This is a genomic window from Streptomyces sp. NPDC059994 (assembly GCF_042737755.1).
GTDB lineage: Bacteria > Actinomycetota > Actinomycetes > Streptomycetales > Streptomycetaceae > Streptomyces.
The window spans coordinates 47,815-68,362 of record NZ_JBHWUR010000033.1; the positions used below are offsets into that span (position 1 = coordinate 47,815).

Sequence of the window (20,548 nt, forward strand, 5' to 3'; positions counted from 1 at the left end):
CTGAGCATCAATTTCCGAACACAGGAGGTACCGTGGCCAAGGGCTACTGGGTCAGCGTCTACCGCACCATCGCAGACCCTGACAGGCTTGCTGCCTACGACAAGCTGGCCGGTCCAGCCGTCAAGGCCGCGGGCGGGCGGCTGCTCTCCCGCGGCAGCCGGGTCGTCGCACACGACGCCGGAATCGCCGAGCGCACCATCCTGATCGAGTTCGACAGCTTCGAACAGGCGGTCGCCGCACGCGCGAGTGCGGCCTACCAGGAGGCGCTGGCCGTACTCGCTGACGGCGTCGAGCGCGACTTCCGCATCATCGAAGGCCTCGACTGACGACCGATCCCGCGTCGGCGACGAACACGAAGCCGACTGCGGGGATCACCTTCGGTAGTTGGCGACAGGGGCGTCCGACGGCTCTCGCCCGCACTGCCCCGCCGGGCCGCGATCAGGGCCAGCACCCCGAGCACAATCAGTCCGGGTGCGCCGGAGGCGGGACAGAGAATCTGCAGTGGCACGCCGATGGCGAGCAGATACCAGCCCAGCTGTGCCGGGAGGCCGCCGGTGCCACGGACGATGCGTTGGCTGAGGGTGCCCAGGGCGAGAAGGCCGAACCCGCGACGAAGAACCACATCTCGTACCCACGCTGCGGATTTCCGGGGACGGCGTTCCAAAATCCGGCGCGGGCCACATCACCGAAGGTGCTGGAGGCGCTGGGAGACCGCGAAGTGCAGTGCGGCCAGCCCTGTCACCAGTCTGGGAATCAATCGGGTCATCGTCAGCTTCCCCGATTCTTACGGTCCTTGAGTCCCCTGAGGACATGGCGCCGGTCTTGGCAGCGAGGGGCGCGAGTGGAGGCAGCGACGTATGCCGTCAGCCCCCCGAGCGTCAGACACAGCGGGGAGTACAGCGCCAGGTCCCAGCGGATGAACTCGGGCGGCCGGCTGGTCGGAGTCAGACCGGAGGAAACCAGACCAGCCGTACCCCGCAGCAGCAGCACGCCTGCGACGCCCCATACTCCGTGGCGCACCAAACGACGTGGCCGCACCTGGGGGACCAAGCCGGCCCGGGCCGCGATCAGATAGGACGCCGCCCCGAGCGCCGCCGCGACTGCAGCGGTCAACTCCGGTGTGGGCAGGTCGGCTTCAGCGACCCCGACGACCGTACGGGCGATCTCGGCACGGCTGGCCAGCGGCCAGGCAGAAAAGGTCCAGATCCCGTGCAGTGCCCCGGCCGCGCCGAGGCCGACTGCGGCCGCCCCGCCAGCGAGTTTCGTCAGCGTCATTGTGCTCCCCCAGTCATCCGTACACCCCTGTACGGATGGACCGTACAGTACTGTACGGATATGGCGAGAAGGCACCTCACACCGCAGGACTGGTCCACTGCGGCGTTGCGTGCGATGGCACGCGGCGGAGTCGCCGCAGTATCGGTCAACGCACTCGCGGGCGAGCTGGGGGCAACCCGGGGCAGCTTTTACTGGCACTTCAAAGATCGCGATGCGCTACTGACTGCCGCGCTGGAAATGTGGGAGCAGAACACCACCACAGCCCTGATCACGGAGCTGGGCGACATCACCGACCCCCGGCAGCGGCTGACGGTCCTGCTCACCACCGCGTTGGGGCAGGAAAGCAGCAACGGCCTGGAGCCCGCGATCGTCGCCCACGCCGATCACCCCGCCGTCGCCCGGGTCCTGCGCCGGGTCACCGAGCGGCGAATCTCCTACCTCACGGACCTCTACGCCGACTTGGGCCTGGCCCCCGCCGCAGCCCGACGTCAGGCAGTCGCCGCGTATGCCACGTACCTCGGATGGCACGAACTGCGCCACTCCGTCTGCGACATCGTTCCCGAAGTCGCCACCGTGGGCACCATCGCCAGCGCCGCGCTTGAGCACCTCATCACCGAGCTGGCCCGACCCGCCGTACACCAGGCGGAGCCGAAATAGAGCGCGCCACCGCCCGCAAGAGTCCCGCCCGCCCGCGGGCCCTGAAATCGGTCAGCTCCGAGTGGGCGGTTCGTGAGTTGATGTCCGTTCCGGGCTTGGCTACTGCTTCTTGGTGAGAGTGCCAGATTCGGCCCGAAGCGGATCGGCGGTGGCATGGAACACCGCGAGGTCGCGGGGGTGGTCGGGGTGCTCGTTGTGCTGGTTGGAGGTGACGACACCTCCAACCAGCGTGGGGGGCGGGGTGGCGCCGCCGGTCAGGGTCCGCAGGCTGACGGGCGGACGGCGTTGGGTCGGGTGTTCTCGGCGGCCACCGGCACCTGCGGGATGGCCGGCGCACTGGCCCGCCTTCCGTACAAGCGGCGCTGACCATGACGGCCCATGACAAGTTGCCGGGTGTCAGGGCACGAGCACGAGTTTGCCGCGGACCCGGCCGCTCTCACTCAGCTCGTGGGCCCTGGCCGCCTCGGTCAGAGGCAGCGTCTCCGCTACGGACGGGCGTATCCCGGCGCGGTCGATCAGGTCGGCGAAGCCTGCCAGGTCGGCGGGGGTCGGTTCGAGGTAGTACTCAAGGAACCGCACGCCGTTGGCCTGTGCCTGCTCCGTCACGGCCGTCCGGTCGACCCCGACGCCCACCACGTCGATGAGGATGCCGCCGCGCTTGAGCGTACGCAGCGACCTCGGCCCGTACTCCTTGCTGATCGTGTCGATCACCACGTCCACGTCACGCAGGCTGGTGAAGTCGGCCGTCGTGTAGTCGATGAGTTCGTCCGCGCCGAGCTCGCGCAGGAAGGCGTGCTTGGCCGTGCGGGCCGTGCCGATCACGTACGCACCGCGCGCCTTGGCGATCTGGACGGCGAAATGTCCCACGCCGCCCGCCGCCGCGTGCACCAGAACGCGCTGACCGGGCTGTACCTGCGCGATGTTCACCAGGGTCTGGTAGGCGGTCAGGCCCGCGATGCCCAGTGCCGCCGCGTGCACATGGTCGAGGGTGGTGGGTTTGGCGGCTATGGAGGTCTCGGGTACGAGCACGTAGTCGGCGTGGCTGCCGCGCGGCGGGGTCACCCATCCGAACACTTCGTCACCGGGCCGGAAGCCGCTGCCTCCTTCACCGATCTCGTCCACCACTCCGCTGAACTCGTGTCCCAGGACGAAGGGCGGCTCACCGAACCACTGCACATGCCCCGCTCGGACCTTCCAGTCCGCCGGGTTGATGCCCGTGGCATGCACGCGCACGAGAACCTCACCGGGCGCGGGGCTGGGCCGGTCGGCCTCCGCGACTTCGAGAACTTCCGGACCACCAAAGGAAAGCTGCTTGATCACTCGCATGTGATCCATTCTCGGCGAACACCATCGACAGCCAAGCAGGCCCCCATCCAATCGGCCTCAGCCTCAGCGGGGTACCCGAAATCGGCAAACCAAACTGGTCAGAGCACTGGTGACCGTCGTGCCGCGTGGATCGCGCAGGGTGTCGAGAAGGCCGAGCCTTTGGCGCCGAGTGCGAGGCTTGACAGGGGGTCGAGCGGAATACCTGATTCGGGCGACAGTCGCCTCGTCTGCGGCTCCCGCTTCAGCAGTCGCCTTCTTCGGTCTTGAAGGTATGAAACCCGCGGCGGTGGTAGTTGGGCAGCGCGTTGGAGTTGTCCGCCGACGATGTGTGCAGCCATACCCGGCGCACGCCCGGCACCAGTTTCCAGCCCTGCCGGATCGCGAGCGTCAGCGCATGACCGCCGAAGCCCTTGCCAGTGAACTCCGGCAGGAGCCCGAACGTCCTGATCTCGACGTCGGCGCCCGGATGGAGGTCGTAACAGACCATGCCGGCCGGCTCGTCTGCCAAGGTCAACAGCCAGCATGTCCGGTCCGGGTGCTCGGCGAACCACGCCTGCCACTCCTGTGGGCCACGGCGGGCGCTGCGCCACTGGTACGGCGCACCGATCCTGGCCATCAGGTCGGGAACCAGCGACAGGTCCCCATCAACGGCGACTAGTGACAATCCCGGGACCGGAGCACCGGGAACGAGTTGGCTTGGGTCGGTCATCTCGACATACGTCACGATCTTCGTCACCCGGGAAAGGCTACGTTCACGAGCCGACGGAGACGGCGTCGAAGCCGGACGGCTTCGATCAACCGGCTGGGGCTGCGATCGGATCGGTCTCGGGTGAGCGTCGGCGGGCGAGGACGAGCCAGAGCCGGTCGAGTCGATGACTGGCCTCGCCGGAAGGGCGGCGGCCCGGACTAGAACGAAGAGGGGCCGACAAGTAGGTACGAGTCGCACCAGTACGACGTGATCGGCCATCAACCCTGAGCCCCTGCCACAGATGCCGCCAGAACTGGCCGGGCTCTCACAGGAGCAGTTGGACCTGCTGCGCACCAGCACCCTCGCCCTGAGCGCGCAGGCCTCAGCGCATGACCGTGCGCACGATCGCTGCCTGGCCGCCGACTCGGATCCGGTGTCCCGTGCGGTCGCGGTGGACGGTCGCGGTGATGGTGGACGGGCTGCCGAGGTGGTCACCCATGTCGACAGCGAGGCGGTATGTGCCGAACCCGGCAGCATGCGCTGCCAGGCAGGCCGTGCTGTTGGCGTTGGCGATGTCCTCGGGGACGCCGATCGACGGGGCGAACATCCGGGCTGCTGCTCGGCCGTGTCGGTCCGGGGGCGAGTAGGCGTAGCAGCCCAGCAGACCGTAGCGGTCACAGGCTGCGCGCAACAGGGTTAAGTCCGGCGTGAGTTCGGCCAGTGCGGCGCGGGATCGGATGGGCAGCAGAAGCCTCGGCCGTCCGTTCGACGCCACGCAGGCGTCGCCGGCGACCGAGTCCTCCGTCAGTCCGAGGCCGCCTGCGACTGCCCTCAGTTCGGGTCCACCGGCGCTACGCAGGCTGACCGGGCCCGGGTCGAACGACGCCGTCAGGCCGTCACCGTTTCGGCATGCCCGACCGTCGAAGCCGCGGTGGGCCGTACGCAGGACGGCGCGGTAGTCGTGGTCGCCGCCTTCCCGTTCGGCGAGCACGGCGAGGGCGGCGACGGTGCCGTGGCCGCAGGTGGGGAGTTCGTCCTGGGTGGTGAAGAACCGCAGTGTGTACGCGGGCCGACGACGCTCGATTCCGGTCGCGCGGAGGAAGACGGCGTGCGATGTTCCCAACTCCGTGGGGATGCGGCATCGCTCCTCGTCGGTGAACGGCGCATCGTCCAGGACGGCGGTCGGGCTGCCACCCGCGCCGTCTCGCTGACACGCGTCGACGACCGCTACCTCGGACATGGCACCGGGCCGGTGGTCAGAAGCATGGTCAGGTCCAGTGCGGGCGCGCTGTGCGTCAACGCCCCGACCGAGATGAGGCCGAGGCCCGTCCCGGCGATGGCGAGAACTGTGTCCAGGCTGATGGTGCCCGAGGCCTCCAGCAGGATCCGGGAAGCGTCGGCCCGCCCGGCCCGGACCTTCACGACCTGCTCGATGTCGGCCACCGGCATGTTGTCGAGCGTGATCCAGCGGGCTCCGGCGTCGAGGGCCTCGGCGGCCTGGGTGACGGTCTGCACCTCGACATCGCTCTCCACGATCTGCCCGGTGCGCGCCATCCCGCGCCTGACCGCCTCGATCGCGGCGGTCACCCCGCCCGCCGCGGCGATGTGGTTCTCCTTGAGCAGGACCATCGCCGCGAGATCGAGGCGGTGGTTGTGGCCGCCGCCGGCGGTGACCGCGTACTTGTCCAGGGCGCGCAGGCCCGGCGCCGTCTTGCGCGTGTCCAGGAACCGCGCCCTGGTCCCTGCCACAGCTTGGACGTAGCGGTCGGTCAGCGTCGCGATGCCGCACATGCGCCGCAGGAAGTTCAGCGCCGTACGCTCCCCGGTGATCAGGCTGCGCGCCGAACCGGACAGGTGCACCAGGACCTGGCCGTCGGCCAGTCGGGCGCCGTCGGCGACGGCCGGCTCGACCTTGACCTCGGGGTCGACCTGCGCGAAGACCTCGGCGACCACGGGGAGGCCGGCGGCGATGCCGCTTTGCCGGGTGTGGATCTCGGCCGTGGCCGCCAGGTCCTCGGGAACGCTCCACACGGTGGTGATGTCCTTCCCTGACGCGTCCTCGACCAGGGCGGCAGCGGCGGCGGCCCGTGCTGCCGCCGAGGGAAACTCGGTCGTGGTCATCTGGTCTCCATCTCTGAGTGGACGTCGGCTTGGTGGCGGCAACCGCTGACGAGGCAGCACTGAAGTTCCGCTGGGCCGGTTTGCAGGACCTGGTGGACCCTGTACTCGATCTCCCGCGTGCCGGTCACCCGTCCCCCCGCCACGAACAGGTTGTGGGTGAGCCGTCCGTGCGACTCGGCGCCGGCGTCGGACTCGGGGCACCGTGCGCGTGTACCGGTCCTCCCGGCCGGTCTCGCCGCCGTCGGCCGGGGCCTTCAGGAACGCCTCTCACCCAGGTCGGCAGGGCAGGTGCCACGACAGCCGCCTCCCGATTCGATTTCCGAATCGGTCACCGATGCTAGCGTGTCGGAATTCGAAGCATCAACCCTGGAGAGCTGGACATCCCGACATGGCAACACCCAGACCTGGCAATCCCGTTCGCGGCTCGACCACCGGCCGCCCCCTCATGGCCGCACTCGATCTGTTCGGGCGGCGGTGGAGTCTGCGCATCCTGTGGGAGCTTCGCGCGGGTCCGCTTGGATTCCGCCCCTTGCAGAAGCGGTGCGACGACATGTCCTCCAGTGTGATGCGGCAGCGCCTGACCGAACTGCTGGATGCCCAGGTGATTCACCAACTACCGGACAGCCGCTACGAGCTCACCCCGCTGGGACAGGAGGCGCGCCACGCCCTGAACGCCCTCGCCCGCTGGGCGGAACGCTGGGCGGCCACGACCGACCCGCAAGGGGCGGACCACACCGACGACCAGTCCGCCAGCCGCGTCTCACATCCGGACACCGTGGACGAGGGGACGCCGGAGAGGGACTCCGCGGACTGACGCCCCGCCCCGCCCCGCCCCGCGCCGCCCCGCCCCGCCTCGGATCGGAGGCGGGGCGGGATCGCCGGGTCACGAGGTTGCCGTGGCTCGGCCGAGCGCCGGGGACAGGCGCGAAACCTCCGCCAATCCTCGTGGATGCAACCGCCAGGTCAACGCCGAAGATCGGGCGCACTCCATGCGCTGCGCACGACTTCGCGAACCGAACGGCCCCGGTGACGTTGTCGCGATCCGTCAGAGCGAGCCACTCCATGCCCCGCTCGGCGGCTCTCCGCACCAAGGCCTCGGGATGGGATGCGCCGTAGCGCATGGAATAGCCGGACGCTACGTGGAGATGCGTGAGCCGCTCCGCGTACGCCTGGATCTGGTGACGGTGTCCCTTCCGGCATGGCCGCGGAGCTCCAGGTCTGAGGCCCTCGAACGGACGGTGGCCCACGTCCCACATCGGTTATGTCCTCCGTCACATGAACGCGAACGGAAAGCGACTCTCCGAGCCTTGATCACGATCTCGCGCGCAGTGCTTCCAGCCCGCTTGTCTCAGCTGTAGAGGCCGCCACCCGTGTCCACCGCAGACGCCGCAAGCCGGGCAACTCCCTGCAGGACCGCCAGTAGATCATCGTCGGTCATGTCGTCCCCGTCCTCAGACCGGACCCGCGTGCTCCAGCGGCCTGCAAGCTCTTCCAGCTCGGCGGAGCTCGCGTTGGCCAGCGCCCGGGTCAACCGCTGCGGCAGAGCGAACACCTCAACGCGGCTCGTTCAGGGGGGCAGTGACCCACTTTGGCCACGTCCACCCAAGGAGCTGTTCAACCGGCGGGGCCTCGGCCGAAGGCTCCTCGAAGTACATGTCCCATTCGGCGATGGCACTGTCCGGCTCAATGAAACGGCAGGCCACTGACTCAAAGGCCTCACCAGGTCCCCGCAGGCGCGTCGCAGCAGCGGTCTCGTCGTCGGCGGCGAGGAAGAACACTATGCCGTGGGTCATCTGAGCATGATTGTGACGGGTCGCGGTAGTTGGAACCATGGGGGTGTGGTGACCTTGGGATTCGGAGCCCCGGGTCACGGTTGTTGGAACCACATGGTCACGCTGCCTGCAACCTGCGGTGAATCGCCATTCCTACGGGAACCGGTAGCGGTGCGGAGCGTTGCCCCGGTCACCGGAGCGTCGGCCGGGGCAGCCGACGCAGTCGATGAACCTGTTGGAGACGCGTGGGCGAAGCCGCCTCACCCGGCGGGTGATGACCGCCGTGCACATCACCAGGGCACTACGCCGGCGTCCTCGAAGAACTGGCCGGTCGGGCCGTCGTCGGGCAGGGTCGCGAGTTGGATGGCGATGGCCGCGCCCTGTTCGGGGGTGCGCACGCCGCGGAAGCCGTTGAGGTCGGTCGCGACGTAGCCGGGGCAGCCGGCGTTGATCAGGATATCCGTGCCGCTCAGCTCCCGGGCGTACTGGAGGGTGACGGCGTTCAGGAACGTCTTGGACGGCGAGTACGCCGCGGCCACCGGACCCTTCGTCTGCTCAGCAGCGGTTCCTGACTGCCGGGTGAGGGAGCCGACACTGCTGGACATGTTCACGATCCGCGGTGAGGCAGAGCGGCGCAGCAGCGGCATCATCGCGTTGGTGACGCGGATGACGCCGATCACGTTGGTCTCCACGACCGTCCGGATGGTGGCGGGGTCGACCCGGGTGGGTTCCTGCGGCATGCCGCCGGTGATGGCGGCGTTGTTGACGAGCACGTCGAGGCGCCCGGCCTGTTCCTCGATCAGCCGTGCGGCGGCGGTCGCGCTCGCGTCGTCGGTCACGTCCAGTGGTACGCCGAACGCGTCGACGCCGGCCGCGCGCAGTCTCTCCACGGCGGCCTTACGGCGCTGATCGTCGCGGGCGCCGACGCCGACGCTCCAGCCGAGGGCGCCAAGGCCCGCGGCGATCTCGTAGCCGATTCCCTTGTTCGCGCCGGTGACCAGCGCAATCGTTCGTTCACTCATGGGGACCATGCTGCCCTCGGACTCCGGAGGGGGTCCAAGACCGATCGGGTGGGCAACGATACCGTCCGGGTATCGATCGGGGGTAGCGTGGCCGGATGGAGATCCGGGAACTGCGATATTTCGTCGCTGTCGCTGAAGAGCTGCACTTCGGGCGCGCCGCGCGGCGGCTCGGGATCGCGCAGCCGCCTTTGTCACGGGCGATCCAGCAGCTCGAACGCCGGCTCGGGGCAACGCTGCTGGACCGGACCAGCCGCACCGTCACGCTGACCGAGGCCGGTTCGGTGCTGCTGGCCGAGGGCCGGGCGGCCCTCGGCGCGGTCGACGCTGCTGAGCGCCGGACCCGCCGCGCTGCCCTTTCCGCGACCGGGGGTACCGGCCTGGTCCTGGTCACGAAAGCCAGCGCGTCCCGCGAACTGCTGGCGAAACTGCTCGACGCGTACGCCGTCGAACCCGGCGCGGTCGCCGTCGACGTCATCCTGTGCGGCCCGGCCGAGCAGGTACGACTTCTGCGCGAGGGCCGGGCCGACGTGGCGCTGCTGCACCGGCCGTTCGACTCGACGGCCGGGTTCGACACCGAAGAGCTCAGCACGGAGGGCCAGGTTGTGGTCCTGCCGGCCGGGCATCCGCTCACTGTCCGGGCCCATGTGCACATGGGCGACATCACCGGGCTGCCGGGCCTGCCCCTGCCACGCTGGCCCGACCCCGACGGCACCTACCCGCCCGGCCCCGGCCCGCGGGTCCGCGACCACGCGCAGTTGTTGCAGCTCGTCGCGCTCGGCCGGGCCTGCGCGGTCTCACCGGAGTCGTGCCGGGCCCAACTGCCCGGTGACCTCGCCGCCGTGCCCGTGCTGGACGCGCCGAAAGTCACCACCGTGATCGCCTGGCCACCGCACAGCCGGTCCAGGGCCGTCGCCGACCTTGTCCGCACTGCGACACGTCTGCGGTAGTTCCCACATGCCTGGCCAGGTTCCACCCATCGTGGCCCGGCTCAATGATGGCAGCCCGCCGAGCTGACGCGGGTGACGGATATCGAGGCCGGGTGACATCTGTCTCGACCAGTCACATGCGGCTGAATCCCCGCTCTGGACTGCACGGCTTCTGTCAGTGGCCTCTGCCAGGATGCCCCGGTCGACATCGTGATCAGGAGAGACCATGGGCACTTGGGACGTCGGCCCCTTCGACAACGACACCGCAGCGGACTTTGGCGGTGACCTTGATGAGGTAGCTGCAGGCGAACGTGAGGGCATCGTCCGCAGTGCTCTCACACGTGTGATCGATACCGCGGCTTACCTCGAAGCACCCGAATCCGAGGTAGCCGCAGCTGCGGCCGCGCTCGTCGCGGCGCAGTGCCCCGGGGGTGAGCCGGCCGATCCAATCCATGGGCCGCAAGAGCCCCTCCCGGATCTCACTGGCCTGCGCGATCTCGCCCTTCAGGCCCTCGACCGCATCATGACCGAACCGTCCGAACTGATGGACCTATGGGGCGAGTCGGATGGCGGGCCCTGGCGCGCGAACATCCGCCGCCTGCGGAACGTGCTCCTGGCACAGCCATCGGGAGAACAGCTCAGCCTGATCTGACCCACCCCGACCCGCACCCGTCCTACCCGGAAGGTCACTTCGAGCTGGGACGTCCCTCTCATGCGGCTACCCGCCGACGTCACCTGTGCACGAGATCCCCGCCGATCCGGTGGACTCGATCATGCTCCACATCCGGGGCTCCGGCGGCGACGTGCTGACGGACGTCTTCCGTCTTGCCCAGGCTCTGCGGTGCAAAGTACTCGACTGTGCGAATGGGGACCTGATAACCCCTGGGCATACGTCAGGCTGGGAGGAATTCCAGGAGTACCGGGATCGAGCGCTCGGACCCTCGCAGTGGTACCCCCTGGTCGCAGCACTGGCGTCCGGCCCATGCACCTGAATCCCGATCGAGCCTTGATGGCCTGCTCCCGCCCGGTCGGATGGTCACATCCGGTGAAGGCGACGGAGATCGACAGCCCTTGTGGCTCAGTGACGGGCCAGCCGCGCCTGAGCTGTGGACGCGGATGTACACCGAACACCCGTGTGCGCGACCTGCGGACGGAAGTTCACCGACGACCGCTGGAAGGCCGTGGAGTGCTTCGACCGGAGCCGGCCGCGGCCCTCGCACCCGCACCTGTGCGAGGCGGCCGCGATCACGGTCGCCTTCTGTGCGACTACGTGGCCCTGGCCGACGACGGACGACGTTGCCGCGTCCGGCAGCACCCCGATGCCTGGCGCCGCGATCCCCCCACTTCTCCGCCTCTCCGGCCGTGGTGGCGCCCCGCTGGCGCGCCTGTGCGCCTGTCTCCCGATTCGGCCCCGCGAGGGCCTCCTGCCTTCGGCGGGGCAAGGTGTGACGGAGTGTCAGATGGCCACGCAGTGCCTTGTGCTGGCGGGGGCGGACGCGGCGTCCCCTGGGTCGGCGTCCCCTGGGCCGGCTTCGCCGTCGAATGCGGGAGCCCGCCTGCGCCGGGGCCCGGAGACCGGGGTGCCTTGACAGTCAAGTAGTTAGCCGCCATATTACTTGCATGGAGAGGGACGGCATCGACGGCGAGGCACCCACGCTGGACCAGGCCAGGCGGCAGGTCGAGCACTACGGCCTGGAGGTCGATCCGCAGGCGGTGCTGGTCGCGGTGCGGCTGATCTCGGCGGGGGCGAGGGTCGGCCGGGCGGCCGAGGCGCACTTCGCCAGGTTCGGCCTGTCGACGGGGCGCTACCGCCTGCTCGCCGACCTCGAAGACCACGGCGGGGAGAAATCCCCCTCGCGCCTGGCGGTCGACCTCGATGTCTCCAGGGCCACGGTCACCGGCCTGCTGGACGGCCTCGAACGCGAAGGCCTACTCGCCCGCCGCCCGTCCACGGAGGACGGCCGGGGCACGGTGGCCGTCCTCACCGCGCGCGGGGCGCAGCGCCTGCGCGACATGGCGTCTGAGCATTTCGGGCGGCTGGAGGCGATGGTGGGCGGGCTTTCCGTCGAGGAGCGTGCGGTGTTCCTCGATCTGCTCGCCCGCGTCGTGCGCGGCAGCGCGGCCCTGGCCGCTGACTGACCCGGCTCTGAGTCGGTTTGGCCCCGCCCTCCGGGCAGGGCCTCTTTTACACAGTAATAGTTAGCTGCCTAACTATATGGCGGAACAGGCCTGCCACGCCCCCGCCGCAACCCTTCGCATCCCTCACACGAACGAGAAAGAGGCCAGCATGCCCGCAACGAAGGACAGAGCCAGCCGAAACCGGGCAGCCTCCCGGCCATCCCGGCCGTTCACCCTGTGGCGCGAGGTGCTGACCGCCTACGCCGCTCCCGCGCTGACGGCCGGTACCGCCGGAGTCGTCACCGGGCAGCAGGATCTGGCCGTGGCCGCCTGCACCTCCATCGCCGGCACCTCCGCCGTGGTGGCGTTCCTGGTCGGCACCTGGCTGCGGCATGGCGGGCAGCCCCGACGGTGGACCACCACCACGCCGCGTGCCGCCCTGACCGCCGCACTGGTCATCACGGCCGCCGGCGCGGCGGCCGTGCTGGGGTGGTCCACCGCCCAATGGCTGCCCGCCCACACCCCGGTCCCCGCCACCCCGTGGCTGGAGCGCCTGCGCATCGACCTGCCCGTCTCCGCAGCCCTCGCCACCACCATCGTCACCCTGCGCTGGCGCAGCACCACCACAGCATCCCCGGCATAGCCAGCCCCGGCACCGGGCCCACCAGCCCCACGAGCCCAAGCCCGACCCGGGCCAACCCCGCCAGCACCCGCCGCCGGAAAGTCACCAAGGAATGAGCACACGATGATCGTCGTCATGGGAGCGACCGGAGCAACCGGGAACGCCCTGCTCCACAGCCTCCTCACACGCGGCACACCCGTCCGCGCACTGACCCGCACCCCGCACAGGCCGATCCCCGGCATGACCGGCGCACACCAACCGCCCGTCGAGGTTCAGTACGCCGACGCCACCGACCCCCACTCCCTGCGCACCGCCTTCAAGGGCGCCAGCCAGCTCTTCCTCGCCATGGCCAACAGCCCCGCACAGGTCGAACTCGAAACCCGCGTCGTCGACATCGCCGCCGACGCCGGCATCGGACACATCGTCAAGATCTCCGCACCCGCCGCCGAACCCGACTCCCCAGTCGCCATCTCCCGCGGACACCACGCCGTCGAGGAACACCTGCGCACCAGCGGTCTCACCCACACCATCCTGCGCCCCTACGCGTTCATGCAGAACCTCCTGCGCCTGGCCCCCACCGTCGCCCAGGGCATCATCCTCGGCACAACGGGCGACGCGCCCTGCAACCACATCGACTGCCGCGACATCGGCGACGTCGCCGCTGCCGCCCTCACCAGGCCCGACATCGCCGGCGGCACCTACACCCTGACCGGACCCGAAGCCGTCTCCTACCCCGAAATCGCCTCACGCCTGACAGCCCTGACCGGCCATCAGATCCACTACGCCAACCTCACCGCGGACAAACTGCGCCACAACCTCGTCGAGACCGCCCATATGCCCACCTGGCTCGCCGACCACGTCACGGAGATCCAGCAACTCGCCATTGCCCGACCCGAAACCCCCACCACCACCGTCATCGACATCCTCGGCCGCCCGCCCCGTACCCTCGACGCCTTCCTGCACGAACACCACAGCCACTTCCGCCGATAAGACGCCGCCTCAAGCCCGGTCACGAAGGAGCGAACCGTCCCGCCACACAAGGCAGATGACCGTCATCGGCCCTGGCCGTTCCAAAGAGCGCCGTCGGTGACGGGCTCGCACCGCGCTGACACGCCGTGGTGGGGCCCACAGCCGGGCCCACCACGGGCATCGCTGACACGCTGGAGTCTGCGGCAAGTCCGGCGGGCAAGGGGCAAGCCTGCGGGTGACCGTGGACAGGTTTGGGTGCTTCTTGTTGCTACGCGGTCAGGAGGTTGTACGAGAGTTGGCCACTCCCTGCCTTGGGAGGTGGTGTTTCAGTGGCGAAACGTGGGTGAGTGCGGCACTGGCTCTGCTGCGCATCCTGCGCCTGCTCGTCGGGGGCGCGCTGGTGGTCCCGTGGGAGGGCCCGTGGCCGGCGTGCAGGGCTCGGCGGCAGGGGGGAGGCTGGGGGGCGGGGAGCCTGGCGGTGACGCGGGTTGCGTGGAAGGCGGCCTGGGCGGACGTGACGGATGACCGTGGGCAGGGATGCCTCGCTCAGCTGGTCATGTGTGAGAGTCGTATTCCCTCGGCGGGCGTCTCGGGGGTTGACCGGTACGGGAGGTGCGAGTGATGCCCGTGCGATGCACATGGTGATCCGCAGGATTGTCCACTTCTCCTGCCCTGCCCTGCCCGCCTGCTCCTGCCCTGCCCGCCTGCCCGCCTGCCCTGCCCGCCTGCCCGCCTGCTCCTGCCCTGCCCGCCTGCCCTGCCCTGTCCGGCTCGCCTGTCCGCTCCGGCCTGTCCGCGCGCTCTGATCGTTTTTGCGGAGCACAGTCCGAGCAGATGGTCCAGGACCTGCGGACGGCGGGACTCAGTGACTCCGGCGCCGGTAGTAGGCCGCCGTGACTACCGCGAGCAGCGGGCCCCAGGCCAGCAGGGGCAGATAGCAGGCGGTCATCAGCCAGTAGTGGCCGCCTTCGGGGGACCCGGCGGCACCCATGTTGTCCGCGTCGTTCCAGGTGAACGCGCCGGTGACGGTGATGAGGGTGACGAGCGCCGCGCCGAGCGAGGCGGGGATCACCGCCGCCATAACGGGGATTCTCCGGCCGCCCAGGGCCGGTACCCAGCGGGGGAGTTCCTCGCCCCATCTGTGGACCAGGCCCAGGGTGAGCAGTCCGAGTGCCTCGGCCAGCAGGCTGAGGCCGATGAGGTAGAAGGACCCGGCGCCGGGGAAGTTCCCCGGGCGAAGGAACTCGTCGGTGAATCCGGAGTCCCAGCCCAGGGCGATGGCGGCGCGCCACAGCCCGGACGGCACCAGGGTCACCGCGGCGGCGCGCGCCGCCAGGCGGACGGAACGGGGGACTTGGGGCGCGGCCGTGACGGGTGTCCCGGCGATCAGGGTGTCAGCCACGGCGGATCGCCGCCCCGGGCTGCGCGGGAGTCTTGGTGATCTCGGCGTGGACCACCTTGAAGCCGCCCTTGATCACGGTCGTGAACGGTGCGGGCGCCATGCACGTACCGGCCTGCGGCCTTACAGGCTGGCCGTTCCCATCAACGTTCCCCGGGTCGACGTTCACCACCCCCCAGGAGAAGCCGAGCCGGTCCGGCTCGCCCTTGCCGCCCTGCTGGACGCTGATGCCCAGCCGGGCGCCGACCTCCTCGACGTTCGACTTCGTGACGATCGCGGTCAGGGTCGCCGTCCGGCCGCTGGTGACCAGGCAGTCCACCTGGGCCTCCGCCCACCCCGTGGCTCCGCCCCGGGGGGTGTGGGAGAACTTCAGCGTGCCCCGGGCATCTGTGGACAACCCCTGGAGGGCCCTGGGGGGCACCGGCCGGGTGAACGGCGTCTGCTCAGCATGGATGGTGAAGCGGATGTCGTCGTCGATCGACTCTATGTAGGAGATCCGCGCTTCCCCATGGACGCTCGCGGTCTTCGCCGGCTTCTTCCCGACGGACGCGGCCGGGGCTGCAGGAGCGGGCCCGGCAGCGACCAGCCCGGCGAGAACGGCGACGGCTGCCGTAGCGCCGATGACGGTGTTGCGCATGATGAACTCCCGTGTTCTGGAGGGTGTGTGTGCTGCGTGGCTGGTTGAACGGCTCAAGCTTCGCCCCTCGGCGCCCCGCAGTCCCATCCGCCGATCGGCACAAAGACCGCGCCGCCGCCCGGCCCGTCTATGCCGTTCGGCAGAGAGCCCCGCCACATCGCACACCCGTACGCTGATCACCATGTGGGAATCAACCAGCCCGGTCATCAAGGTGCTTGGCACTCTGCCGTCGCTCGCGGCCGCGGGCACGGTGGTCTGGGCCGTCGTCCGCCCCCGTGCCGCGGTTCGTCAGCGGCTCGCCCGCCTCGCCCGCCCGACCGCGGTCTGCGCGGCCCTCTCCCTGACCACCAGCTTCGCCCTGCCGAAGACTGGTTCCGGCTCCGGCTGGAAGCTGGCGGAGACCGCCGTCCTGCTCCTCCTCCTGGCCGTGGTCACCCGCTGGTCACCCCTGCGCGAACTCACGCCGGCCCTCGCGCTGACCGCCCTCGCGGTGGCCCTCTGGCCACTGCCGCTGGTCACCGGTGCCTCCTTCCTGGAATCCATCGGCATCGCCACTTTCTGGCTGCTTCCCGTAGCCGCCGCGGTGGCGGTCGGCGCCTACCCCCGCCGCCAGGAACTGCGTCGCCGGAGCGCGGTGGCCGAGGCCCGCAGCACCCAGCGTCTTCAACTGTCCCGCGACCTGCACGACTTCGTCGCCCATGACATCAGCGGGATCGTCGTCCAAGCCCAGGCGGCCCGCTTCGTCGCCGCCACCGACCCCTCCCAAGCGGTGCTCGCCCTGGAACGCATCGAGAAGGCAGGCCTGAGCGCCCTGGCCGCGATGGACCGAACCGTACAGATGCTGCACGGTCCCGACACGCCCGCCACCGAGCCGCTCCCCGAAGTGTCCCAACTGCCTTTCCTGATAGAGAACTTCACCTCAGCAGGAGCCACCGAGGCACATCTGGACTTGCCTCCCCAGGTCACGCAGGCACTCTCCCGCGAGGCGGGCTCCGCCGCGTACCGCATCGTCGTCGAAGCGCTGACCAACATCCGCCGGCACGCCCCCGACGCCCCCCGCGCCACCGTCGCGTTCACCCCCACAGCCACCACTGTGGAGATCCGGGTCACCAACGACCGCGGGGCCCGCCCCGCCCCGGCCCGCCGCCGCGTCTCCCGCGGCGGCCTCGGCCTCCCCGCTCTCACCGAGCACGCCCAGGCCCTCGGCGGAACCCTCTCGGCGGGACCGCACGGCGAGGGCGGCTGGCAGCTCACCGCCGTCCTGCCTGCCACACTCCCGAAAGAGACCCCATGACGACACCCCTCGGCCCGACCCGCATCCTGATCGCCGACGACCAGGAGGACGTACGCAGCGGCTTCCGCCTGATTCTCGGCTCGCAGCCCGACATGACCGTGGTCGGCGAGGCGGCGGACGGCCTCACCGCCGTTGACCTCGCCCGCACCCTGCGCCCTGACCTGATCCTCGCCGACATCCGGATGCCGAGCCTGGACGGCCTCGAACTCACCCGGCGCCTCGCGGGCCCCGGCATACCCGACCCGATGCGTGTCCTCGTCGTCACCACCTTCGACCACGACGACTACGTACGCACGGCACTGCACGACGGCGCCTGCGGGTTCCTGCTCAAGCGCTCGGGCCCCGGGCTGCTGATCGAGGGAGTCAGGGCGGCGATGGCCGGGGACATCCTCATCAGCCCCCAGATCACCGTCCGGCTGCTCCAGACCCTCGCCCCCGCCCCAGCGGCGCCCACGGCCCTGTCGCCTCTCACCGCCCGGGAGAACGAGATCGCCCGGCTGGTCGCCGACGGCCTCACCAACGCCGAGATCGGCGAGAGGCTCTTCATCTCGGCGGGCACCGCCAAGACCCACATCGCCAACGTCCAGGCGAAGCTGAAGGCCCGTAACCGGGTAGGTATCGCCGCCTGGGCCTGGGAGAACGGACTGGCCGGTCCAGTCCCGCGGGAGTAGCGCGCAGGCACGAGGCGTCCGGCCCGTCGGCCGAGACGCTCCGGCGGAAAAGCGCGGGTGAGATGGGCATATGAGAAGAACGTCCGGCTCAGTACCGTGCATCCGGACGGCTCTCCTCATGTGACACCGGTCAAGTTCGTCTGCGTACAGGCAGTTCGCGGACCGGGCGCGGACGGAGGTTCAGTCAGGTCCGCAATCACACCGACACCATCCCCGTCCTCGCCAGCCCGCTCGAAACCCTGCAGCGCGAGGGACCCCGCGCCGCGATCTGGCTGCGCGTCGGGCACCGCCAGCCCGAGACCTTCCCCGAGGCCCTGAAGAACCCGAGAGACAGGGAGGCGTTCTTACAGCGGGAAGAGGAACGCTGCCAGCGCCTCGGCCACGCCGTCTACCGCCGCCCGCTGCTTGCTCAGCCGGTAGTAGTCGCCCTGACCGCCACCGGTGTCTTCGGCGGAATCGTGCTCGGCGTCACCCCGGCCGTAACGCGCTGACCAGCCATGGTCGGGCCCATGGTCGGCCCCCGCCGCCCCGTGGTGGGGCGGACGCAGGTCGGGGCGACTGTCGGTGGCCGACCTGGTCGCGATGCGGCCCGGTTCGCGCACCCGGCTGTGCCACCGGCTGGTCTCCCACCCGGCGGGCAAGGGCAAGCGCCGCAGCATGGGCGAGCGCGACTTCATCGCGCTGATCGACGGCGCCCACCAGCTCGTCAAGGCGCCGATCGTGCTGGTATGGGACCGGCTCAACACCCACGTCCCCCGCGCCATGCGCAAGTTGATCGACCAGCGCGAGTGGCTGACGGTGTTCCTGCTGCCGGCCTACTCGCCCGACCTGAACCCGGTGGAATGGGTGTGGGCGCACGTCAAACGCAGCCCGGCCAACCTCGCCGTCGTCGCCCTCGACCGACTCGAAACGCTCGTACGCAACCGGCTCAAACGCCTCCAATACCGGCCCGGCACCCTGGACGGCTTCATCGCCGGAACCGGCCTCGCCCTCGACATCCCAACGTCACCCTGACGCGCCGAAGCCAGTATGTAACGCGGTGCCCCGCAGCATTCAGCCCTCGGGAGTGGCGCGCACACACGGGGTTGGTGGCCGGGATGCTTACCCGTGTGAGGTCTCGGCTACGCCGACCGCTTCGGAGCCTTCGCGACGCATCCGCTCAACCCCCCAGGCGCCGAGCGGCCCGAGCGCTTGATTAAGCGTGCGCCCTTGCTCAGTCAGGGAGTACTCCACCCGCGGCGGCACCTCGGCATAAACCTCTCGATGCACGAGACCGTCCTCCTCCATCTCACGCAGGTGCTGCGTCAGCATCTTCTCGCTCACTCCCGGCAGACCGCGACGGAGCTCAGCGAAGCGGCGTACGCGATGGGCGTCAAGCTCCCAGAGGATCAGTCCCTTCCACTTGCCGCTCACCACGTCGAGCGCAGCGTCGATGCCGCAGATGTAAGGCCCGCATCTCGGCGCTTTGGCCATCACTGATCCCCTTACTAAAAGGTAAGTACCGCAGAAAATAGTGGGTACTTCCGAGAGTAGTGGCGCTCTCCGAGCATGGAGGGGTGAACGAACAACAGCACCACACCACCAGGCAAGACAGCGCGGTCACTGTGATCGGGCTTGGCCCGATGGGCCAGGCGATGACCCGCACCCTACTCACCGCCGGCCACCCGGTCACCGTCTGGAACCGCACCGTCGGCCGGGCCGACGGCGTCGTCGCCGACGGAGCAACGCTCGCGGCGACACCTGGCGAGGCGGTCGAAGCGAGTGACCTCGTGATCCTCAGCCTCACCGACTACCAGGCGATGTACGACGTCCTCGACAGCGCCACCGCATCACTCGCAGGCCGGACGCTGGTCAACCTGAGCTCGGACACGCCCGACCGCACACGCAAGGCAGCAACCTGGGCGGCGGGTCACGACGCCGCCTTCCTCACCGGTGGTGTCATGGTCCCGGCGCCGATGGTTGGCACGGAGGCCGCCCATGTCTACTACAGCGGCCCCGACAAGGTGATGGAGAACCACCGGGCGGCGTTGGCACCGCTCGGCACGCCAAAGCACCTGGGCGAGGACCCGGGCCTCGCCCAGATGATGTACCAAGCCCAACTCGCGGTGTTCCTCACCACCCTGTCCGGACTGATGCACGCCACCGCGATGCTGGGCACCGCAGGAATGAAGGCCAAGGAAGCGCTGCCAGAGTTGCTCTCCTCCGCCGACTCGATCGGCGCCATCCTGAGGGCCGGCGAAGAGACCCCCGGCGGCGCGCTGGATGCCGGAGAGCATCCCGGCGACCTCAGCACGGTCACCATGATGGGCGCGACGTCCGACCACATCGTCGAGACCAGCACATCACTCGGCCTCGACCTCGCGCTCCCCCTGGCCGTTCAGGCCCACTACCGGCGCGCGATTGAGGACGGACATGGCAGCGACGGCTGGACCCGCATCATCGACAGCATCCGAGGACCGCGCTGACCAAACGCGGGACCGATGAACACACGCCGGCCAGCCGTGACTCCGCCCAGACCCCACCGCCTACTTGCGCCCTCGACGGACCGTGATCCGGCACCTGCCCCGGCCCGGAGTCGGGCTACGCCGGTTCCACGAGCCCACCCTTCACGCACTCAGCGATCGACGAGTTCTCACGGTTGGCCTACACCCAGGAGCTCGCATCCGGGACTGCCGGACGCACAGGAAGCACGTATGCGTCGCATGGTGCTCATCACTGAAGCGCTGCCGTTGCTGTCCGCGACATCTGTCGCGGACAGCAACAGCCTGCCGACCTGCTAGAACCTCTGGCCCCACCCCGGGGACCCCAAGAGAAGCGACGTACTCGCGGCGGGCCTTGCGCTGTGCCGGGATTACCGGGGCGCCCGGATCACCGTCGAGGGGCTGGCAGCGGCCGAGCAGCCGGCGGTGGACCGCGGGCGTGGCGCTGACGCGCGGGGTGTAGCCCTGGCCACCGCCGGCCTGACCCTCGAAGCCGGCGTCGCGGCAGCCCGCACACCCGCGGGCTGCCCGCGACCGTTCGTGATCAGAGGCCCCTCCGGTTCACCGGAGG

24 protein-coding genes and 1 pseudogene are annotated in these 20,548 nt (G+C 69.7%); 12 read left to right on the forward strand and 13 right to left on the reverse strand.

Going from position 1 to position 20,548, the window contains the following annotated elements; translation table 11 throughout:
* The first annotated feature begins 32 nt into the window (after nt 1–32).
* Nucleotides 33–326: a DUF1330 domain-containing protein gene (locus ACFWA7_RS18610; RefSeq protein WP_385823929.1), complete on the forward strand. Its 294-nt coding sequence runs from the start codon at nt 33–35 to the stop codon at nt 324–326.
* Here the strand turns inward: ACFWA7_RS18610 and ACFWA7_RS18615 are convergent.
* A complete protein-coding gene (locus tag ACFWA7_RS18615) occupies nt 254–622 on the reverse strand; it encodes a DUF6463 family protein (RefSeq protein ID WP_385823931.1) in 369 nt (122 codons plus the stop codon). The genes ACFWA7_RS18610 and ACFWA7_RS18615 overlap by 73 nt on opposite strands.
* Before the next feature lie 146 nt (nt 623–768).
* Nucleotides 769–1,275, reverse strand: coding sequence for a DUF3995 domain-containing protein (locus ACFWA7_RS18620; RefSeq protein ID WP_385538929.1), 507 nt, complete (start codon nt 1,273–1,275; stop codon nt 769–771).
* Between the two features lie 60 nt (nt 1,276–1,335).
* Here ACFWA7_RS18620 and ACFWA7_RS18625 point away from each other — a divergent pair, with 60 nt between their 5' ends.
* Complete coding sequence (locus ACFWA7_RS18625) at nt 1,336–1,932, forward strand: TetR/AcrR family transcriptional regulator (RefSeq protein WP_385538931.1); 597 nt, start codon at nt 1,336–1,338, stop codon at nt 1,930–1,932.
* Nucleotides 1,933–2,328: 396 nt separating this feature from the next.
* On the opposite strand, the gene ACFWA7_RS18630 is transcribed toward ACFWA7_RS18625, so the two are convergent.
* The 4 genes from ACFWA7_RS18630 to nadC form a co-directional block, all read right to left on the reverse strand.
* Nucleotides 2,329–3,258, reverse strand: a complete 930-nt coding sequence (locus ACFWA7_RS18630) for an NADP-dependent oxidoreductase (RefSeq protein ID WP_385823933.1) — start codon at nt 3,256–3,258, stop codon at nt 2,329–2,331.
* A 241-nt stretch (nt 3,259–3,499) separates the two neighbouring features.
* Nucleotides 3,500–3,994, reverse strand: a complete 495-nt coding sequence (locus ACFWA7_RS18635; protein WP_385823935.1) for a GNAT family N-acetyltransferase — start codon at nt 3,992–3,994, stop codon at nt 3,500–3,502.
* A 334-nt stretch (nt 3,995–4,328) separates the two neighbouring features.
* Entirely contained in the window at nt 4,329–5,186 is an 858-nt protein-coding gene (locus ACFWA7_RS18640; protein ID WP_385823937.1) for a PhzF family phenazine biosynthesis protein, read from the reverse strand.
* On the reverse strand, nt 5,174–6,067 hold the full coding sequence (nadC, locus tag ACFWA7_RS18645; protein ID WP_385823939.1) for a carboxylating nicotinate-nucleotide diphosphorylase: 894 nt from the start codon (nt 6,065–6,067) through the stop codon (nt 5,174–5,176). The genes ACFWA7_RS18640 and nadC overlap by 13 nt, the downstream gene beginning before the upstream one ends.
* A 445-nt stretch (nt 6,068–6,512) precedes the next feature.
* Here nadC and ACFWA7_RS18650 point away from each other — a divergent pair, with 445 nt between their 5' ends.
* Complete coding sequence (locus ACFWA7_RS18650) at nt 6,513–6,881, forward strand: winged helix-turn-helix transcriptional regulator (protein ID WP_385538941.1); 369 nt, start codon at nt 6,513–6,515, stop codon at nt 6,879–6,881.
* Nucleotides 6,882–7,074: 193 nt separating this feature from the next.
* Here ACFWA7_RS18650 and ACFWA7_RS18655 read toward each other — a convergent pair.
* From ACFWA7_RS18655 to ACFWA7_RS18670, 4 genes and pseudogenes are all read right to left on the reverse strand, one after another.
* Nucleotides 7,075–7,323 (reverse strand): annotated as a pseudogene (locus tag ACFWA7_RS18655) (PHP domain-containing protein); the annotation flags it as partial.
* A gap of 92 nt (nt 7,324–7,415) precedes the next feature.
* The gene (locus tag ACFWA7_RS18660; protein WP_385823941.1) at nt 7,416–7,619 is read right to left on the reverse strand and encodes a hypothetical protein; all 204 of its coding nucleotides are present in this window, start codon (nt 7,617–7,619) and stop codon (nt 7,416–7,418) included.
* Nucleotide 7,620: 1 nt separating this feature from the next.
* On the reverse strand, nt 7,621–7,860 hold the full coding sequence (locus ACFWA7_RS18665; protein ID WP_385823943.1) for a hypothetical protein: 240 nt from the start codon (nt 7,858–7,860) through the stop codon (nt 7,621–7,623).
* Between the two features lie 269 nt (nt 7,861–8,129).
* On the reverse strand, nt 8,130–8,861 hold the full coding sequence (locus tag ACFWA7_RS18670) for an SDR family NAD(P)-dependent oxidoreductase (protein WP_385538945.1): 732 nt from the start codon (nt 8,859–8,861) through the stop codon (nt 8,130–8,132).
* Between the two features lie 95 nt (nt 8,862–8,956).
* Between ACFWA7_RS18670 and ACFWA7_RS18675 the strand changes: the two genes are divergently transcribed.
* The 5 genes from ACFWA7_RS18675 to ACFWA7_RS18695 all read left to right on the forward strand — a co-directional run bounded on the left by ACFWA7_RS18675 (nt 8,957) and on the right by ACFWA7_RS18695 (nt 13,517).
* Entirely contained in the window at nt 8,957–9,808 is an 852-nt protein-coding gene (locus ACFWA7_RS18675; protein WP_385823945.1) for a LysR family transcriptional regulator, read from the forward strand.
* A 205-nt stretch (nt 9,809–10,013) separates the two neighbouring features.
* Nucleotides 10,014–10,439: a DUF4259 domain-containing protein gene (locus ACFWA7_RS18680; RefSeq protein WP_385823947.1), complete on the forward strand. Its 426-nt coding sequence runs from the start codon at nt 10,014–10,016 to the stop codon at nt 10,437–10,439.
* Between the two features lie 968 nt (nt 10,440–11,407).
* Entirely contained in the window at nt 11,408–11,926 is a 519-nt protein-coding gene (locus ACFWA7_RS18685; protein WP_385823949.1) for a MarR family winged helix-turn-helix transcriptional regulator, read from the forward strand.
* 148 nt (nt 11,927–12,074) lie between these two features.
* The gene (locus tag ACFWA7_RS18690) at nt 12,075–12,548 is read left to right on the forward strand and encodes a hypothetical protein (RefSeq protein ID WP_385538953.1); all 474 of its coding nucleotides are present in this window, start codon (nt 12,075–12,077) and stop codon (nt 12,546–12,548) included.
* Nucleotides 12,549–12,650: 102 nt separating this feature from the next.
* Complete coding sequence (locus tag ACFWA7_RS18695) at nt 12,651–13,517, forward strand: NmrA family NAD(P)-binding protein (RefSeq protein ID WP_385823951.1); 867 nt, start codon at nt 12,651–12,653, stop codon at nt 13,515–13,517.
* Nucleotides 13,518–14,358: 841 nt separating this feature from the next.
* On the opposite strand, the gene ACFWA7_RS18700 is transcribed toward ACFWA7_RS18695, so the two are convergent.
* Nucleotides 14,359–14,898: a hypothetical protein gene (locus ACFWA7_RS18700; protein ID WP_385823953.1), complete on the reverse strand. Its 540-nt coding sequence runs from the start codon at nt 14,896–14,898 to the stop codon at nt 14,359–14,361.
* Nucleotides 14,891–15,532 carry a hypothetical protein gene (locus ACFWA7_RS18705; RefSeq protein WP_385538958.1) on the reverse strand — a complete coding sequence of 214 codons (642 nt, stop codon included), beginning with the start codon at nt 15,530–15,532 and terminating at the stop codon, nt 14,891–14,893. The genes ACFWA7_RS18700 and ACFWA7_RS18705 overlap by 8 nt, the downstream gene beginning before the upstream one ends.
* 181 nt (nt 15,533–15,713) lie before the next feature.
* On the opposite strand from ACFWA7_RS18705, the gene ACFWA7_RS18710 reads away from it, so the two are divergent.
* The 3 genes from ACFWA7_RS18710 (at nt 15,714) to ACFWA7_RS18720 (ending at nt 18,511) form a co-directional block, all read left to right on the forward strand.
* Nucleotides 15,714–16,826 carry a sensor histidine kinase gene (locus ACFWA7_RS18710; protein WP_385538960.1) on the forward strand — a complete coding sequence of 371 codons (1,113 nt, stop codon included), beginning with the start codon at nt 15,714–15,716 and terminating at the stop codon, nt 16,824–16,826.
* Nucleotides 16,823–17,497 (forward strand): response regulator, encoded by a 675-nt coding sequence (locus ACFWA7_RS18715; RefSeq protein WP_385823955.1) that lies wholly within the window; start codon nt 16,823–16,825, stop codon nt 17,495–17,497. Before ACFWA7_RS18710 ends, ACFWA7_RS18715 begins: the two co-directional genes overlap by 4 nt.
* Before the next feature lie 582 nt (nt 17,498–18,079).
* Complete coding sequence (locus ACFWA7_RS18720) at nt 18,080–18,511, forward strand: transposase (RefSeq protein ID WP_385823959.1); 432 nt, start codon at nt 18,080–18,082, stop codon at nt 18,509–18,511.
* 87 nt (nt 18,512–18,598) lie between these two features.
* Here the strand turns inward: ACFWA7_RS18720 and ACFWA7_RS18725 are convergent, their stop codons facing one another.
* Entirely contained in the window at nt 18,599–18,970 is a 372-nt protein-coding gene (locus tag ACFWA7_RS18725) for a winged helix-turn-helix transcriptional regulator (protein WP_385823957.1), read from the reverse strand.
* Between the two features lie 83 nt (nt 18,971–19,053).
* Between ACFWA7_RS18725 and ACFWA7_RS18730 the strand changes: the two genes are divergently transcribed.
* Entirely contained in the window at nt 19,054–19,962 is a 909-nt protein-coding gene (locus tag ACFWA7_RS18730) for an NAD(P)-dependent oxidoreductase (protein WP_385823961.1), read from the forward strand.
* The last annotated feature ends 586 nt before the right edge of the window (nt 19,963–20,548 follow it).

What these genes read in the sequence shown, in the direction of transcription:
- ACFWA7_RS18715 (WP_385823955.1), top strand. Translation starts at nt 16,823, where the DNA reads ATGACGACACCCCTCGGCCCGACCCGCATCCTGATCGCCGACGACCAG.
- ACFWA7_RS18685 (WP_385823949.1), top strand. Translation starts at nt 11,408, where the DNA reads ATGGAGAGGGACGGCATCGACGGCGAGGCACCCACGCTGGACCAGGCC.
- ACFWA7_RS18695 (WP_385823951.1), top strand. Translation starts at nt 12,651, where the DNA reads ATGATCGTCGTCATGGGAGCGACCGGAGCAACCGGGAACGCCCTGCTC.
- ACFWA7_RS18690 (WP_385538953.1), top strand. Translation starts at nt 12,075, where the DNA reads ATGCCCGCAACGAAGGACAGAGCCAGCCGAAACCGGGCAGCCTCCCGG.
- ACFWA7_RS18650 (WP_385538941.1), top strand. Translation starts at nt 6,513, where the DNA reads ATGGCCGCACTCGATCTGTTCGGGCGGCGGTGGAGTCTGCGCATCCTG.
- ACFWA7_RS18620 (WP_385538929.1), bottom strand. Translation starts at nt 1,275, where the DNA reads ATGACGCTGACGAAACTCGCTGGCGGGGCGGCCGCAGTCGGCCTCGGC.
- ACFWA7_RS18625 (WP_385538931.1), top strand. Translation starts at nt 1,336, where the DNA reads ATGGCGAGAAGGCACCTCACACCGCAGGACTGGTCCACTGCGGCGTTG.
- ACFWA7_RS18705 (WP_385538958.1), bottom strand. Translation starts at nt 15,532, where the DNA reads ATGCGCAACACCGTCATCGGCGCTACGGCAGCCGTCGCCGTTCTCGCC.
- ACFWA7_RS18630 (WP_385823933.1), bottom strand. Translation starts at nt 3,258, where the DNA reads ATGCGAGTGATCAAGCAGCTTTCCTTTGGTGGTCCGGAAGTTCTCGAA.
- ACFWA7_RS18710 (WP_385538960.1), top strand. Translation starts at nt 15,714, where the DNA reads ATGTGGGAATCAACCAGCCCGGTCATCAAGGTGCTTGGCACTCTGCCG.
- nadC (WP_385823939.1), bottom strand. Translation starts at nt 6,067, where the DNA reads ATGACCACGACCGAGTTTCCCTCGGCGGCAGCACGGGCCGCCGCCGCT.
- ACFWA7_RS18680 (WP_385823947.1), top strand. Translation starts at nt 10,014, where the DNA reads ATGGGCACTTGGGACGTCGGCCCCTTCGACAACGACACCGCAGCGGAC.
- ACFWA7_RS18670 (WP_385538945.1), bottom strand. Translation starts at nt 8,861, where the DNA reads ATGAGTGAACGAACGATTGCGCTGGTCACCGGCGCGAACAAGGGAATC.
- ACFWA7_RS18720 (WP_385823959.1), top strand. Translation starts at nt 18,080, where the DNA reads ATGCGGCCCGGTTCGCGCACCCGGCTGTGCCACCGGCTGGTCTCCCAC.
- ACFWA7_RS18725 (WP_385823957.1), bottom strand. Translation starts at nt 18,970, where the DNA reads ATGGCCAAAGCGCCGAGATGCGGGCCTTACATCTGCGGCATCGACGCT.
- ACFWA7_RS18675 (WP_385823945.1), top strand. Translation starts at nt 8,957, where the DNA reads ATGGAGATCCGGGAACTGCGATATTTCGTCGCTGTCGCTGAAGAGCTG.
- ACFWA7_RS18665 (WP_385823943.1), bottom strand. Translation starts at nt 7,860, where the DNA reads ATGACCCACGGCATAGTGTTCTTCCTCGCCGCCGACGACGAGACCGCT.
- ACFWA7_RS18640 (WP_385823937.1), bottom strand. Translation starts at nt 5,186, where the DNA reads ATGTCCGAGGTAGCGGTCGTCGACGCGTGTCAGCGAGACGGCGCGGGT.